Origin of the sequence: Metalysinibacillus jejuensis, assembly GCF_003057615.1 — a bacterium.
GTDB classification, from domain to species: Bacteria; Bacillota; Bacilli; order Bacillales_A; family Planococcaceae; genus Metalysinibacillus; species Metalysinibacillus jejuensis.
The window spans coordinates 67,513-81,309 of the sequence record NZ_QAFW01000001.1 but is presented as its reverse complement, the minus strand read 5'-3'; the positions used below and the strand labels follow the sequence as shown (position 1 = coordinate 81,309).

Genomic DNA, 13,797 nt, shown 5'->3' with positions numbered 1-13,797 from the left:
TTATTCTCTCCCTTTCAAAAGTGTTTCAACAATCGCCATACGGACGAATACGCCGTTACGCACTTGCTCAAAAATTCGCGAGCGCTCGCATTCCACTAACGTCGTATCAATTTCTACGCCTCGATTAATCGGGGCTGGGTGCATGATGATGGCACCGTCTTTCATTTGTTTCTCACGTTCAAGTGTTAAACCGTATTGTGCATGGTAACTCTCTTTAGAGAAATCTTTATTTACTTTATGACGCTCGTGTTGAACACGGAGCAACATAATAACATCACTATCTTCAATTAAGTCATCCCAATCATGATGGGCTTCAAAATCGCCTGCCCATTCTGGAGGGCAAAGGAAACGCACATTTGCACCTAAATGTTCTAGTGCAATGGCATCTGACTTAGCTACGCGGCTGTGCGAGATGTCGCCAGCGATCGTAATATTAAGACCTTCAAATTTACCAAATTCTTTTTGAATCGTATATAAATCAAGTAGCGATTGTGAAGGGTGTTGCCCTGCACCATCACCTGCGTTGATGACAGCTACATTAATACCTTCTAATAGCTCATTGTAGTATTCATCTTCTTTAGCTCGAATGACTACCGCATCAAGACCAATCATTTCTAACGTCTTTACTGTGTCATACATTGTTTCGCCTTTTAACGCACTTGAGAAGCCCGCATCAAAAGGAATCACTGTACATCCTACATTGCGCTCTGCCATTTCAAAACTTGTTTTCGTACGTGTACTTGGCTCAAAGAATAAATTCGCTACGTTGTATTTACGTGCAAGCTGACTCGGTTCGCCCGCTTCAAATGCGCTCGCTCGTGCTAAAATGTGTAAGATCTCTTCATTTGATAAATATTCCATCGATAATAAGTTTTTCACGTTCGTTAGCTCCCGTCTATAAAAATAGCCTCGCTTAAGTTAAGCGAGGCGTAGGGAGGCATGACGAGATAGAGCTGTAGCGCTAAACGCTTGCTCACTCATCAAGTTCCCCTTTTTTGCCTCTCTGGACAATCTATTAAAAGGTACTGCTATTCATCTAATAATTTTTCAGTGTCTTTCGTATATGCTGATTTTGGTAACACTAGGTTAAGTATAACACCTACGATTGCCGCAAGTGCCATGCCTTCAAGTGTGAGTAATGAAAGGTCGAGCTTTGCGCCGCCAATACCGATAATTAGTACGACTGAGGCAATAACTAAGTTGCGACTTTCACCAAAATCAATTTGATTTTCAACTAACATACGTAACCCACTTGATGCAATGATACCAAATAATAGTATCGATACGCCACCTAAAACCGATGTCGGAATTGTGGCAATTACCGCCATTGTTTTACCGGAAAACGATAAGAGTATTGCAATTATCGCTGCACCTAGTATAACAAACACACTATACACACGCGTAATTGCGAGTACGCCGATGTTTTCGCCGTACGTTGTCTTCGGTGGACCACCAATTAAAGCACTAATAAATGTACCAATCCCGTCACCAAGCAATGAGCGGTGTAAGCCTGGGCTTTCCAAGTAGTTGCGATTTACAACACGACCAAGCACCAATTGATGACCAATATGCTCAGAAATTGTTACGAGTACAACAGGCACCATAATAAGCAAAATCTCTGTTGTTACGGTAAAACTATAATCCACACCCGGAATTAAAAACTTCGGCATCTCCAACATTTTTGCTTCGCTTACTTTGCTGTAATCTACGATACCGATAGCGAGTGAGTAAAGGTAACCTACAACGAGCCCCATTAAAATGGGCATCGTACTTAAAATGCCTCTAAAAAAGACTGTAAAGATAATTGCGGTAAATAATGTGACTAGCGCTGCAGAGAAGTGCAACATATTATATTCACCGTTTACGTTCATCGCCATGTCAACTGCTGTTCCAGCTAGCCCTAGACCGATAACCATAATAACTGGTCCTACAACGATGGGTGGTAATAATTTCATCAGCCATTTGTAACCCGTGCGCCAAATAACCAATGAAACAATACCATAGACGACACCTACTGCCATGGCACCAATCATTGCGCTTCCTGGGCCATCAATTTTACTCGCTAAAATAATTGGTGCAATAAAGGCGAAAGATGAACCTAAGTAAGCCGGCACCTCAAAGCGTGTAATTAATAAGAAGAAAATCGTTGCTATACCGCTCGTTAATAAAGCAATAGCGGGTTCTAACCCAACGAGCGTTGGTACTAAAATTGTAGAACCAAACATCGCAAACATGTGCTGTGCGCTTAATGTAATGAGCGACAGCGGCTTTGGTACATCTTGAACATCTAATATTGCCTTTGTTGCCATCGCTTTACTCTCCCTGCTTCTGAATGGTTACACTATCTAAATTATCTACTTCTGCTAAATGTACTACGATTTTCTCTGTGCTAGAGGTAGGAATATTTTTCCCTACATAATCTGCACGAATCGGCAATTCACGGTGACCACGGTCTACAAGTACCGCTAATTGAATTTGCGCCGGTCTCCCAAGATCCATTACAGCATCTAATGCTGCACGGACAGTGCGCCCGGTATAAAGTACATCATCTACTAAAATAATTTTTTGGTTCGCAACGACGTAATCAATATCGACTTGTTGTACATAAGCTTCTGCATTATCATTTTTATGCGTTAAATCATCGCGATATAGTGTAATGTCAAGCTCTCCTGTACGAATCGGCTTACCTTCAATTTTTTCAATGCGTTCTGCTAAACGTTTAGCTAAAAAAGCGCCTCTTGTTTTAATGCCTACTAAAATACATTGGTCAATTCCTTTATTACGTTCAATGATTTCGTGGGCAATACGTGTAATCGCACGTGACATGGACTGTGCATCGAGTAACTCTGTTTTCGTCAAAGGATTGCTCCCCTCTCCTTTTAGTAGTTTCACCAACGAAAAAACCTCTTAAGCAGTAAGCTTAAGAGGTGTAGTTTTGCACACAAAAAGACGCACATACTCCTAGAGTACGGTCATATTGAGTACCTTATCAGCCTCTCTGGACTGCCATTAAAGGTGAATATTTAATTTACTGTCGCTAAGTATAACGCGTTCTACAATAACCGTCAATGCTATTTACGCAATTGTGCGAGCAAGTCGGTAAAGTCAGACGGCAAAGGTTGCTCAAATTGTAAATATTTCTTAGTAATAGGATGTACAAACCCAATAACCCCTGCATGTAACACCTGTCCGCCAAAATCAATCGTCTTTTTCGGACCATATTTCGGGTCACCTGCTAGAGGGTAGCCGATATAATCCATATGCACACGAATTTGATGCGTACGGCCTGTTTCTAAACGACACTCTACTAATGTAAAATCACCAAGGCGTTCTACGACTGTAAAGTGCGTGACCGCATGCTTACCGTTGTCTTGAACCGCTTGCTTTTGACGATCGCGTGTATCACGACCAATCGGTGCATCAATCGTTCCTTTATCATGCGCAATATGACCATGTACAAGCGCTAAATATTTACGTGTCACTGTTTTATCTACAAGTTGTTGTACAAGACCTTCATGCGCCTCATTTGTTTTAGCGACCATTAAAAGACCAGATGTATCTTTATCGATACGATGCACAATCCCTGGACGCAATTCCCCGTTCATATCAGACAAGGTATTAAGTTGATAAGCTAAGCCGTTTACTAATGTATCTTTCATATGCCCAGGCGCTGGGTGAACGACCATGCCACGCGGCTTATAAACGACAGCAACATCGTCATCTTCATAAATAATTGTCAGTGCCAAGTCTTGCGGAATAATTTCAAACACTTCTTCCTCTGGTACGTCGACAGTGTAAACTTCGCCTGCTTTTACTTTGTAATTTGCTTTTGGCACATCACCTTCACGCGTAATTCGCCCCTCTGTTAACCATGTACTAATCTGTGTACGTGACCAACCATTGTCTGTCATTGCTAACGCCTTATCTAAACGCAAGCTTGCCATTTGTTCTGTTACTTCAATTTGTTGTACTGTCATGCTTTCACCTGTTTTCTTGTTTTTCGTTCTTCGATAAACATACCGATAAATAAAATAATTACAGCAAATGTTAACGCCGCGTCTGCTACATTAAAAATAGGGAAATAGTAATTAATACCAGGAATTAAAACGCTGGCAAAGTCCACGACTTCACCACGCCATAAACGATCAATAAAATTACCAAGCGCCCCACCTAATAGCAACATTAAGCCTACTTGCAAAACAGGCTTATTATTTGCTTCTTTATGAAAGAAATAAATAATAGCGATAATAACAGCAATTGTAATAATCGTAAATAACCACATTTGGCCCTCTAACATTCCCCAAGCTGCACCACGGTTACGGTGGGATAAAATAGCAAACCAAGGATCCCATAACATAATGCGTTCGCCTACTACCATATTTTTAACGATGAGCCATTTTGACCATTGATCAATAACAATGACAAATAGCGCAATACCATAATATTTATACACTTCTACGCCCTCCAATACGCTCGCTAACTCTCGTAATAGTGTAGCTGTTTTCTTTCAAAAATACAAAAAACATCTCTACGTAGTAGAAATGTTTTTGTAGTACAGCTATTATACCGTTTCTGAGCCTTTTGCGTGTACTTTTTTCATAAAATCATTAACGTCTGCAGGCACTTGTCTATCAAGTAGTGACACAATAATGACAGATAGGAAGCCTACAGGCACTGTAATAATGCCTGGGATTTTAAATTGTAAAAACTCTGGCATAACACTTGGGAAGAAAATTAATAGCATAGAAACGCCTAAGCCAATAACTAAACCAGCAATCGCGCCTTTTTCAGTCATACGACGCCACCAAATTCCTAAAATAAAAATCGGTGTAAACGTACTTGCTGCTACTGTAAATGCTAACGCCACTAAATGACCAATGGATGCATCTTTAACTAATAAGCCAAGACCGCCATAGAGTACACCTAAAATTAAAATTGCTACTTTACCCGCAATAACACGCTCGCGTTGTGTAATATCCTTTTTAATAAACTCCGCATACAAATCATGCGCTAATGCCCCCGAGCTCGTAATAAATAAACCAGATAAGTTCGAGAATACTGCTGCAAAGGCACCTGCAATGACTAGGCCAAGCAACCATTCGCCGCCCAGTGCTTGCGCAGTCGATGGAATGACCATATTATTACCGCCGATTACTAAGTCTCGCATTACTTCTTCTGAGGCTGTGCCAGCTAAGAAAATTGCACGACCTACTACGCCTAAGTATACCGCTAATAAGAAGAATACACTTGCGATACCAATCGCCATAAGCGCTGACTTACGCGCTGCTTTTGCACTCGGATTCGTATAGAAGCGCAGTAAAATATGCGGTAAGCCGATTGTACCTAACGCTAAACCAATCGTCATACTAATCGTTTGCCAAAATGTTGGGAAATAGAACCCCGTACCTGTCCATGCCTCGCCATCAAATTGAATATTACTGCCATCTAATGCATATGGAGACGTACCTGTAATCGGTCCTGAAAATGAATTAATCGCATATAAAATCTTATCATAATGCAAGCCGCTATACATCGCTGCAATCAACATCAAAACGAAAGCTCCTAAACGAATCCATAGCTCCAACGCTTGGTTGATTGTCGTTCCTTTCATACCCCCAATGCCTACATAGAAAATCATTACGATACATGTGAAAATAATACCAAATTCATAGGATGTACCAAAAAACATACTTAAAATTTGTGCGGCACCTAATAGCTGTGGTGCTGCATAGAAACCTGAAATTGATAATACAACGACAACCGCTGCGAGTCGAGCGCGACGGCTATGAAAACGGTATCCTAAGAAATCTGCTACCGTAAATGCACCAAAACGACGTAATGGTCCTGCCACAAAAATAGCAAGTAACGTTAAACCAATCGAGAAACAGAAAGCATAATATGCGCCATCATAACCTAGTTGGAAGGTTAAGCCTGCAATCCCTAAAAAAGTTGCTGCACTTAAGTAGTCGCCACCAATGGCCGAGCCATTTGTAAACCATCCAAAACTTCGTCCCCCAACGAAGAAATCAGATGCTGTAGCATTTTTCTTTGATAAATACGTAATATAAACAATCGTACCCATTAAAAATACCGTTAATATCATTTTTGGTTCTAGTAACATACCCATTCAATGCACCCCTTTGCTCCCCTTAATCGTGATCGTATTTTGCTAAACGCTTTTCATACAGTTTTGTGTGAATGTACGCAATAATGAAAGCCATGGCCATCATCACAATCGAAGTAATAAACCAAGTTACTGTCATGCCACCCCAAATGGGCTTAAATGCAATCGCTGGAAAATACCAATTTAAAACAGGAATACTAAAAATCATAATGAAATAAAATACCGTGAGTGATACGCCCGTGCGAAGTTCATCGTGCATAATCTCATTCGTTTCGCTATCGAGTGGCGGCAAGTCTTTAAAATCCACTGTGCCGTGTGCTACGTAATCGTAGTCATTTTTATTATCTGCCATCGGTCATTCCTCCTCGTTACAATTTCTTTACACTGCTTATTTTACGCGATAACGAGAAAACAAAAATACAATATACTGCTACAAATGTATATTTTTCTGCTCGAATAAGTTAATATATTAGTTATAAACGTAAAGAAAGGGTGGTTTTTCATGTTACGCATTTGTTGGAAAATGTCTAATGCACAAGAACAGCAACAATTAATGGCATGGATTCACGAAGCATTTCCTACACTCACCATCGATAATGGTCAAGCTTCCTCTTGTGATTTATACGTTTATGAGCTCACAACTTTATTTGATTGGGTAAAAATTAACCGATTGCGCAAACAGCATATCGTCATCCCTATCGTTCCCCAAGAGCTCGCTTACTCATCACCTATCGCTATTGAATTACAACTGGCAGCTTTACTAATCAAACCAATCACACAACAAAAGTTGCTACGCATCACAAAAAAGCTGTATGCCAAAAAAGACACACAGCTTGTCACAACACCATTTCAAAAAGCTTTTTTGCGACGCTTAGTAAAAAATGAAATACAAACTAATGAAGAAATCGAACGTGCACATCAATTTATTGAGCCGAAAGAATGGCCAAATATAGTGCTCGTTTTACAAGGCTTTCACAGAACTGACCGTGATGAGCCGCTACCTAACGATGCTAAACGTCTCATTTTAACGCAACTCGAACAAGCTTTTCGCCCTTATAGCCACCTTACCTTTTTACACGCTAAGCGTTACTTAGTAGTATTAATGCGCGTACCACCTACGATTACTTCTTTTAAACGGTGGGACATTGGCGTATCTACTTTAGAAAAAGTAATCACCACACTGCGCGATAACTATAATACGTATATTTTTATAGGCGTCGGTAAAGTGTATCAAGATGCATATTATTTACATCATTCCTATCGCCAAGCAAAGCTCGCACGGCGTCGACCAGCACTCAATAATTTACATTTGCGTTACTATGAAGATTTAACGACACATGAGGCTATTAAACGAGCCATTAGCTATATCGAAGAACATCATACGGAACCACTCACTGTTCAGCTCGTGGCGGCACATGTAAATTTTAGTCCCTCTCACTTTAGCCGCATTTTTAAGCGTGAAACAGGACGTAGCTTTGTCGATTACGTAGCGATTACGCGCATTAATAAAGCATTGCCTTATTTGCGCAAACACCAATACAATTTTGATATCATCTCAACTAAAGTAGGTTTTAACACACCTAATTACTTTAGTATGAGCTTTAAAAAGTATGTTGGCTTCTCACCTAAAGTTTACCGTAATACAAAAGAATTTTTATTTATTTAAAAAGAGGAAGTTGAGCTATTCTCAACTTCCTCTTTCTGTTATTCTACATCTGCATAATAGTTTTCTACTACGTCCGCACAACGTTTACAAAGTGTTGGATGTGCTTCGCTGTCGCTAACTGTTTCAGAAATTGACCAGCAACGCTCACATTTTTCACCTTCAGCCTTTGTAACAACAATCGCTAACTTACCTGTAGCAAGTGCTTCAGCAGGTGCTTGCGCTTTGTCTAATGTTACAAAATCCGAAACGATGCATAGCTCTGCAAAATTCATGCCTTCGCTAGTTAAAATAGCCGCTTCGTCGCTATCTGCATATACAGTAACTTTCGCTTCTAATGATTTACCGATTGTTTTCGCATTACGCGCTTCTTCTAACGCTTTTAACACTTCATCACGTAGGGCGATAACATTTTCCCATTTCGCACGTAGCTCTGTAAATACTTCATGCTCTACTGGTGCTGGGAAGTCTGTTAATTGTACTGAAACTTCTTCCATATCCATTACTGCCCATAGCTCGTCTGTTGTATGTGGAATAATTGGTGTTAATACTTTTACTAGCGCCATTAACGTATCATACATGACCGTTTGCATTGCGCGGCGTGCTGGGTGATCTACCCCTTCGATATAAACAACATCTTTAGCAATATCTAAATAGAATGAGCTAAGTTCCACTGCTACAAAGTTATTTACTGTATGATACACTGCTGCAAAGTCATAGCGCTCATACGCTACGTGCACTGCTTTTACTACATCTTGCAAGCGCATATACATATATTTATCCATCTCACGTAAGTCTTCGAAAGCTACGCGGTCTGTCGCTTCGTTAAAGTCTGTCACATTACCATGTAGGAAACGGAATGTATTACGGATTTTACGGTACACTTCTGATACTTGTTTAAATAAAGCATCTGATACACGCACATCTGCTGTGTAATCTACTGATGCTGCCCATAAACGTAAAATATCAGCACCCATTTGGTTCATTACTTTCACTGGTGCAATCGTATTACCTAATGATTTACTCATTTTACGTCCTTTATCATCTAGCGTAAAGCCGTGTGATAATAAACCTTTGTATGGTGCCACACCATTAATCGCTACACTTGTAATAAGTGATGAGTTAAACCAGCCACGGTACTGGTCAGAGCCTTCTAAGTAAAGATCAGCAGGGTACTTCATACCGCGTTCTACTAATACACCTTGGTGCGTTGACCCTGAGTCAAACCAAACGTCCATAATGTCATTTTCTTTCGTGAATTTACCATTTGGGCTACCTTCATGTGTAAAGCCTTCAGGTAATAAATCTTTTGCCTCGCGTTTAAACCAAATATTTGAGCCATGCTCACGGAATAATTGTGATACGTGTGCAATTGTTTCTGGCGTAATGATTGGTTCTTCGTTTTCTGCATAGAAAATAGGAATTGGTACACCCCACGCACGTTGGCGAGAGATTACCCAGTCACCGCGGTCACGAATCATATTATAAAGGCGTGTTTTACCCCATGCTGGTGTAAACGTCGTATTGTCTACTGCTGTTAATAATTCGTCACGGAAGGCATCAATTGATGCAAACCATTGTGGCGTTGCACGGTAAATAACCGGCTTCTTTGTGCGCCAGTCATGTGGGTATGAGTGCGTAAAGAATGTTAATTTTTGTAATGCACCAAGTTCTTCTAATTTTTCTGTTACCAGCTTATTAGCATTGTCATAGAAAATCCCTTCAAAGCCTGGTGCTTCTTCTGTAAACACACCACGATTATCAACAGGGCTTAAAATTGGTAAGTCGTATTGTTTACCGATTTGGTAGTCATCCTCACCATGTCCTGGTGCAGTATGAACACAACCTGTACCTGCATCAATTGTGACGTGCTCACCAACCATCACAAGTGAATCACGATCATAAAATGGATGTTGTGCTACTACGCGATCTAGCGCCTGTCCTTTTACTTCTTGTACGATTTCATAATTTTCCCACTCGAGCTCTTTAGCTACTGTGTCTAGCAAATCTTTAGCAACAATAAATTTATTATCCGCTACTTGTACAACCGCATAAATAAATTCTGGGTGTACAGAAATACCAAGGTTTGCTGGTAAAGTCCAAGGTGTTGTTGTCCAAATAATAAATTTAGCATCTGCTGGTACAACATCCTTCGCGTCTTTTATAGCAAAACTTACGTAAATTGAAGGTGACTGCTTATCTTGATACTCAATCTCAGCTTCAGCTAATGCTGACTCCGAAGATGGTGACCAGTAAACTGGCTTAAGCCCTTTATAAATATAGCCTTTCTCTGCCATTTTACCGAATACTTCGATTTGACGCGCTTCAACTTCTGGTTGCAGCGTAATGTATGGGTTATCCCAATCACCACGTACACCTAAGCGACGGAATTGCCCTTTTTGTAATTCGATTTGTTCCATCGCGTATTTTTCACATAGCTCACGGAACTCAGCAACCGACATCTCTTTACGCTTAACACCTTTATTTGTTAATGCCTGCTCAATTGGTAAACCATGTGTATCCCAACCTGGCACATACGGTACATGGTAACCTGTCATTGAACGATGGCGGTTAATCATATCTTTTAAAATTTTGTTTAAGGCATGGCCTAAATGGATTTCGCCATTGGCAAAAGGAGGACCATCATGCAGTACGAAATGTGGACGATCCTTTGTGCGTTCAAGCTGTAATTTATCAATATCCATTGCATCCCATTTTTCTTGCATCTTAGGTTCATTGTTCGGTAGATTTCCGCGCATTGGGAAATCTGTTTTTGGCATTAGTAAGGTTTTTTTGTATTCAACCATTGTTTTTTCCTCCTTAAATATAAAAAAGCCCCATCCCAGCAAGGGACGAAGCTTTCATTTCGTGGTACCACCCTAATTTATAGTGCATGCACTATGTCTTAGACGCATTAACGCTGCGTAACGAAATAACTTACTGTCTTTCAGTCATTTAACTCCGGAATGATTTTCAAGTATGGGCATTAACTAGGCTTACACCATCCCTAGCTCGCTTGATAATAAACACCTTACTTTACTGTTTCCTTCAAAGATTTAAAATTATCTAATTGTTGTTAGTATAGAAAATGAATGCTAAAACGTCAAGCCTCTTCCTCATTAATCGTCGGTAGCAACTCATTTTCTGCTGTATCTAATAAGTGTTCCCAGTCGTCTGTATTAAGCAAATCCAACTGTGCTTCTACTAGCATTTTAAAACGATTACGGAAAACCTTAGATTGTTTTGTTAACTCTTCTACCTCAATTGTAGCTTTACGCGATTTAACAAGTGCTTCATTAATAATACGGTCAGCATTTTTCTCAGCTTCTTTTACAATAAGCTTAGCCTCTTTTTGTGAATTACGACGCACTTCATCTGCCGCTTCTTGCGCCACAATAATCGATTTTTGCAGCGTAGACTCCATCGTATTAAAATGATTCACTTGCTCTTGCATCATAGCGACTTGTTGCTCTAACTCTTTTTTTTCACGAATTAAAATTTCGTAATCTTGAATGATTTGGTCTAAAAACTCATTAACCTCATCCTCAGCGTAACCACGAAATGCTCGCGTGAACTCCTTATTGTTTATATCAATAGGTGATAACGGCATAGTATCCTTCTCTCCTTTTAAAGCAATAACGTTTTCCTTACATTATACACGTTACGACACGTAATTCACATCATAATTGTATAATTTTAATCAGTTAGTGCCCCAATGATGACTTTAATTTTTTGTTTACGTGTTCTGCCTTCAATCGCTATAACTTTCATACGACCATAGCCCCTAACTGATAGTAAGTCTTCCTCATGTAATTCAAAAGCGCGGTCTTCTCGCACAGTATGATTAACTTTAACACGGCCTGAAGTAATAAGTTGTTGTGCTTTTTGACGACTTATCGTGAGCGCACTGGCTAACACTACATCGAGGCGCATAGCACTTACGGTATGAAGTTGTTCTTCCCACTTTTCATCACTCGGTGCTAGTGCCTGCTGTGTTGTAATCTTTTCTAGTGCTACTTTAGCTTTTCCTACAGCTGTCATTTGTACTTGCAAAAAATCTGCAATTTCTTCGCTTACTGCGCACTGAACTTCATTATCTTCTAACCGAATATCACCAAAGCGTTTACGGTCTATACCACTCGCTGTTAGTGTACCGAGCACTTGGGGATGCGTTAATGAGACAAATTTAACAGGGTAATTAATACGAAAGAGTGCAATCTGAAAGTCTTCAGCAGTCGGTTCATAATAGCTTGGGTAAATGAGTACACGCTGTCGTTCAGCTTGCAAAAAGCCACCGCTTGACATTAGTCTACAATCTTCGCTTTGTTTAATAATAGCTTGGACGATAAAGCGTTCGCGCGGATCTAAAAAATCGGTAAGCTTCGGTGCGTAGCGATCTTCTACTTCGCGTTGCCAGCCCACCACTTGTTCAATAAATGGTTTTTCTTCTGGTCTAAAATGCTGTAAGATATGCTCCATTGATTTCTCCTTAAAAAAAAGCCTTACAAAATGTAAGGTCTTTGTTTATAGTAATAGCCAACTTAATACTTTTAGCGCACCTGTAGCAATTAAATTTAATGCAAAGATTGCGATGATTGGTGAAAAATCAATCATACCTAATGGTGGGATAATTTTTCTAAAAATGCTTAAATACGGTTCGCATACTGCAGCTAAAATTTCGCCAAATTTTGAGTTTTGTGCAGCTGGTACCCAACTCATAAAAATATAAATAATGAGTAGAATAGAATATGCATTAAATACTTTAATAATAATTGGTGCAATTTCAAAATACATAGTATTACCTCACTCGGTTTTCTGATTTGTTAGTAGTTGTGTTACATCACCTTCGATTTCTACATTTGCAGGTGAACTTAAAAATACGTCTGTGCTTACTTTCTTAAAAGTAGCGCCCATCACATACGTTGCTCCACCGATAAAGTCAATGACGCGCTTCGCTTGGTTAGCATCTAATAAATGAATGTTAATAACAACCGTTTGTTCTTCACGAATGCAGTCACTAATCGCTTGAACTTCTGCATAACTACTCGGCTCAAAAACCCGTACTTTAGGTGGCGTTTGCGCAGGTTTTTGTACTGCTTGTAGCTTTACGATATTCGTACTATCTTTCGTTGGTGTCTTTACTACACGGGGGCGTTGCGCTGTTTGCTGTACAGGTGGTTGCTGCACAGGAGGGGCAGGTGTCTCTTCGTATTCATCGTACGTCTCATCATCTTCACCGTAAAAAAAATTGCGCCATTTACTTTTTTTGCTCATTGCATTCCCTCACTTTCACTACCAACTAAAGCTGTGCCGATACGAACGTAAGTTGCCCCTTCTTCAATGGCAATAACGTAGTCATTAGACATCCCCATCGATAATTCTGTACATGGTGCGTATGGCAATTGCAATGCTTTAATTTGCTGTTGCACATCTTTTAAACCGCGGAATACCGTACGAATCTCATGCTCTTGCGCATGTAAAGGAGCCATCGTCATTAAGCCGACCACTTCAATTTTATCCATATCGGCTAATTGTTTAATGAACGGTATAACTTCACTAACAGGTAAGCCATGCTTGCTATCTTCTTCAGATACATTGACTTGTACAAAACACTTCACTACTTTAGTCGCTCGTTTATTAATTTCTTCTGCCAAGCTCATGCGATCTAATGAATGTAAATAATCTATCGTATTAATAATTTGACGAACTTTTCTCGTTTGTAATGTGCCGATATAGTGCCAAGTCGCTTCATTAATTGCCTCTTGCTTACGTAGTAAGCCTTCTGGGCGATTCTCCCCTAAGTGCGTCACACCTGCTGCAATCGCTTCTTGTGTGCGCTCAACAGAGACAGCTTTCGTGACAGCGATAATCGTAACAGGCTGTTGTGGATTGACCGCTGCAATTTTTGGTTCAATTCGTGCTAAATTCTCAATGATTTTCGTCAATTTTCTCCCAACTTTTCCTCAGTAATTTATCTCAATTGTAACAAGCACATTATAATATATCAACT

General features: G+C 39.9%; 14 protein-coding genes and 1 other annotated feature. Of the genes, 1 reads left to right on the top strand and 13 read right to left on the bottom strand.

Features of this window, described 5'->3' with window-relative positions; translation table 11 throughout:
• From DDE80_RS00450 to DDE80_RS00420, 7 genes are all read right to left on the bottom strand, one after another.
• Positions 1 to 879 (bottom strand): aspartate carbamoyltransferase catalytic subunit, encoded by an 879-nt coding sequence (locus tag DDE80_RS00450; RefSeq protein ID WP_108305722.1) that lies wholly within the window; start codon positions 877 to 879, stop codon positions 1 to 3.
• A 149-nt stretch (positions 880 to 1,028) separates the two neighbouring features.
• Positions 1,029 to 2,309 (bottom strand): solute carrier family 23 protein, encoded by a 1,281-nt coding sequence (locus DDE80_RS00445; protein ID WP_108305721.1) that lies wholly within the window; start codon positions 2,307 to 2,309, stop codon positions 1,029 to 1,031.
• A gap of 4 nt (positions 2,310 to 2,313) precedes the next feature.
• On the bottom strand, positions 2,314 to 2,859 hold the full coding sequence (gene pyrR / locus DDE80_RS00440) for a bifunctional pyr operon transcriptional regulator/uracil phosphoribosyltransferase PyrR (protein ID WP_108305881.1): 546 nt from the start codon (positions 2,857 to 2,859) through the stop codon (positions 2,314 to 2,316).
• A 212-nt stretch (positions 2,860 to 3,071) separates the two neighbouring features.
• A complete protein-coding gene (locus DDE80_RS00435) occupies positions 3,072 to 3,977 on the bottom strand; it encodes an RluA family pseudouridine synthase (RefSeq protein ID WP_108305720.1) in 906 nt (301 codons plus the stop codon).
• On the bottom strand, positions 3,974 to 4,453 hold the full coding sequence (gene lspA, locus DDE80_RS00430) for a signal peptidase II (protein WP_108305719.1): 480 nt from the start codon (positions 4,451 to 4,453) through the stop codon (positions 3,974 to 3,976). The genes DDE80_RS00435 and lspA overlap by 4 nt, the downstream gene beginning before the upstream one ends.
• A gap of 108 nt (positions 4,454 to 4,561) precedes the next feature.
• Positions 4,562 to 6,127 (bottom strand): sodium/solute symporter, encoded by a 1,566-nt coding sequence (locus tag DDE80_RS00425; RefSeq protein WP_108305718.1) that lies wholly within the window; start codon positions 6,125 to 6,127, stop codon positions 4,562 to 4,564.
• Between the two features lie 22 nt (positions 6,128 to 6,149).
• Entirely contained in the window at positions 6,150 to 6,476 is a 327-nt protein-coding gene (locus DDE80_RS00420) for a DUF485 domain-containing protein (RefSeq protein ID WP_108305717.1), read from the bottom strand.
• A gap of 150 nt (positions 6,477 to 6,626) precedes the next feature.
• On the opposite strand from DDE80_RS00420, the gene DDE80_RS00415 reads away from it, so the two are divergent.
• The gene (locus DDE80_RS00415; RefSeq protein WP_108305716.1) at positions 6,627 to 7,790 is read left to right on the top strand and encodes a helix-turn-helix transcriptional regulator; all 1,164 of its coding nucleotides are present in this window, start codon (positions 6,627 to 6,629) and stop codon (positions 7,788 to 7,790) included.
• Positions 7,791 to 7,828: 38 nt separating this feature from the next.
• Here DDE80_RS00415 and ileS read toward each other — a convergent pair whose 3' ends face one another.
• From ileS to DDE80_RS00385, 6 genes are all read right to left on the bottom strand, one after another.
• On the bottom strand, positions 7,829 to 10,594 hold the full coding sequence (ileS, locus tag DDE80_RS00410) for an isoleucine--tRNA ligase (RefSeq protein WP_108305715.1): 2,766 nt from the start codon (positions 10,592 to 10,594) through the stop codon (positions 7,829 to 7,831).
• Between the two features lie 38 nt (positions 10,595 to 10,632).
• Positions 10,633 to 10,848, bottom strand: a binding site (T-box leader).
• 42 nt (positions 10,849 to 10,890) lie between these two features.
• Complete coding sequence (locus DDE80_RS00405; RefSeq protein ID WP_108305714.1) at positions 10,891 to 11,397, bottom strand: DivIVA domain-containing protein; 507 nt, start codon at positions 11,395 to 11,397, stop codon at positions 10,891 to 10,893.
• 86 nt (positions 11,398 to 11,483) lie between these two features.
• A complete protein-coding gene (locus tag DDE80_RS00400; protein WP_108305713.1) occupies positions 11,484 to 12,266 on the bottom strand; it encodes a YlmH family RNA-binding protein in 783 nt (260 codons plus the stop codon).
• Between the two features lie 45 nt (positions 12,267 to 12,311).
• Positions 12,312 to 12,581, bottom strand: a complete 270-nt coding sequence (locus DDE80_RS00395) for a YggT family protein (protein WP_108305712.1) — start codon at positions 12,579 to 12,581, stop codon at positions 12,312 to 12,314.
• Positions 12,582 to 12,590: 9 nt separating this feature from the next.
• Positions 12,591 to 13,061 carry a cell division protein SepF gene (locus tag DDE80_RS00390; protein WP_108305711.1) on the bottom strand — a complete coding sequence of 157 codons (471 nt, stop codon included), beginning with the start codon at positions 13,059 to 13,061 and terminating at the stop codon, positions 12,591 to 12,593.
• A complete protein-coding gene (locus DDE80_RS00385; protein WP_108305710.1) occupies positions 13,058 to 13,732 on the bottom strand; it encodes a YggS family pyridoxal phosphate-dependent enzyme in 675 nt (224 codons plus the stop codon). The genes DDE80_RS00390 and DDE80_RS00385 overlap by 4 nt, the downstream gene beginning before the upstream one ends.
• Positions 13,733 to 13,797: the final 65 nt, after the last annotated feature.

What these genes read in the sequence shown, in the direction of transcription:
- DDE80_RS00435 (WP_108305720.1), bottom strand. Translation starts at nt 3,977, where the DNA reads ATGACAGTACAACAAATTGAAGTAACAGAACAAATGGCAAGCTTGCGT.
- ileS (WP_108305715.1), bottom strand. Translation starts at nt 10,594, where the DNA reads ATGGTTGAATACAAAAAAACCTTACTAATGCCAAAAACAGATTTCCCA.
- DDE80_RS00445 (WP_108305721.1), bottom strand. Translation starts at nt 2,309, where the DNA reads ATGGCAACAAAGGCAATATTAGATGTTCAAGATGTACCAAAGCCGCTG.
- DDE80_RS00405 (WP_108305714.1), bottom strand. Translation starts at nt 11,397, where the DNA reads ATGCCGTTATCACCTATTGATATAAACAATAAGGAGTTCACGCGAGCA.
- DDE80_RS00425 (WP_108305718.1), bottom strand. Translation starts at nt 6,127, where the DNA reads ATGGGTATGTTACTAGAACCAAAAATGATATTAACGGTATTTTTAATG.
- DDE80_RS00415 (WP_108305716.1), top strand. Translation starts at nt 6,627, where the DNA reads ATGTTACGCATTTGTTGGAAAATGTCTAATGCACAAGAACAGCAACAA.
- DDE80_RS00420 (WP_108305717.1), bottom strand. Translation starts at nt 6,476, where the DNA reads ATGGCAGATAATAAAAATGACTACGATTACGTAGCACACGGCACAGTG.
- DDE80_RS00390 (WP_108305711.1), bottom strand. Translation starts at nt 13,061, where the DNA reads ATGAGCAAAAAAAGTAAATGGCGCAATTTTTTTTACGGTGAAGATGAT.
- DDE80_RS00395 (WP_108305712.1), bottom strand. Translation starts at nt 12,581, where the DNA reads ATGTATTTTGAAATTGCACCAATTATTATTAAAGTATTTAATGCATAT.
- DDE80_RS00400 (WP_108305713.1), bottom strand. Translation starts at nt 12,266, where the DNA reads ATGGAGCATATCTTACAGCATTTTAGACCAGAAGAAAAACCATTTATT.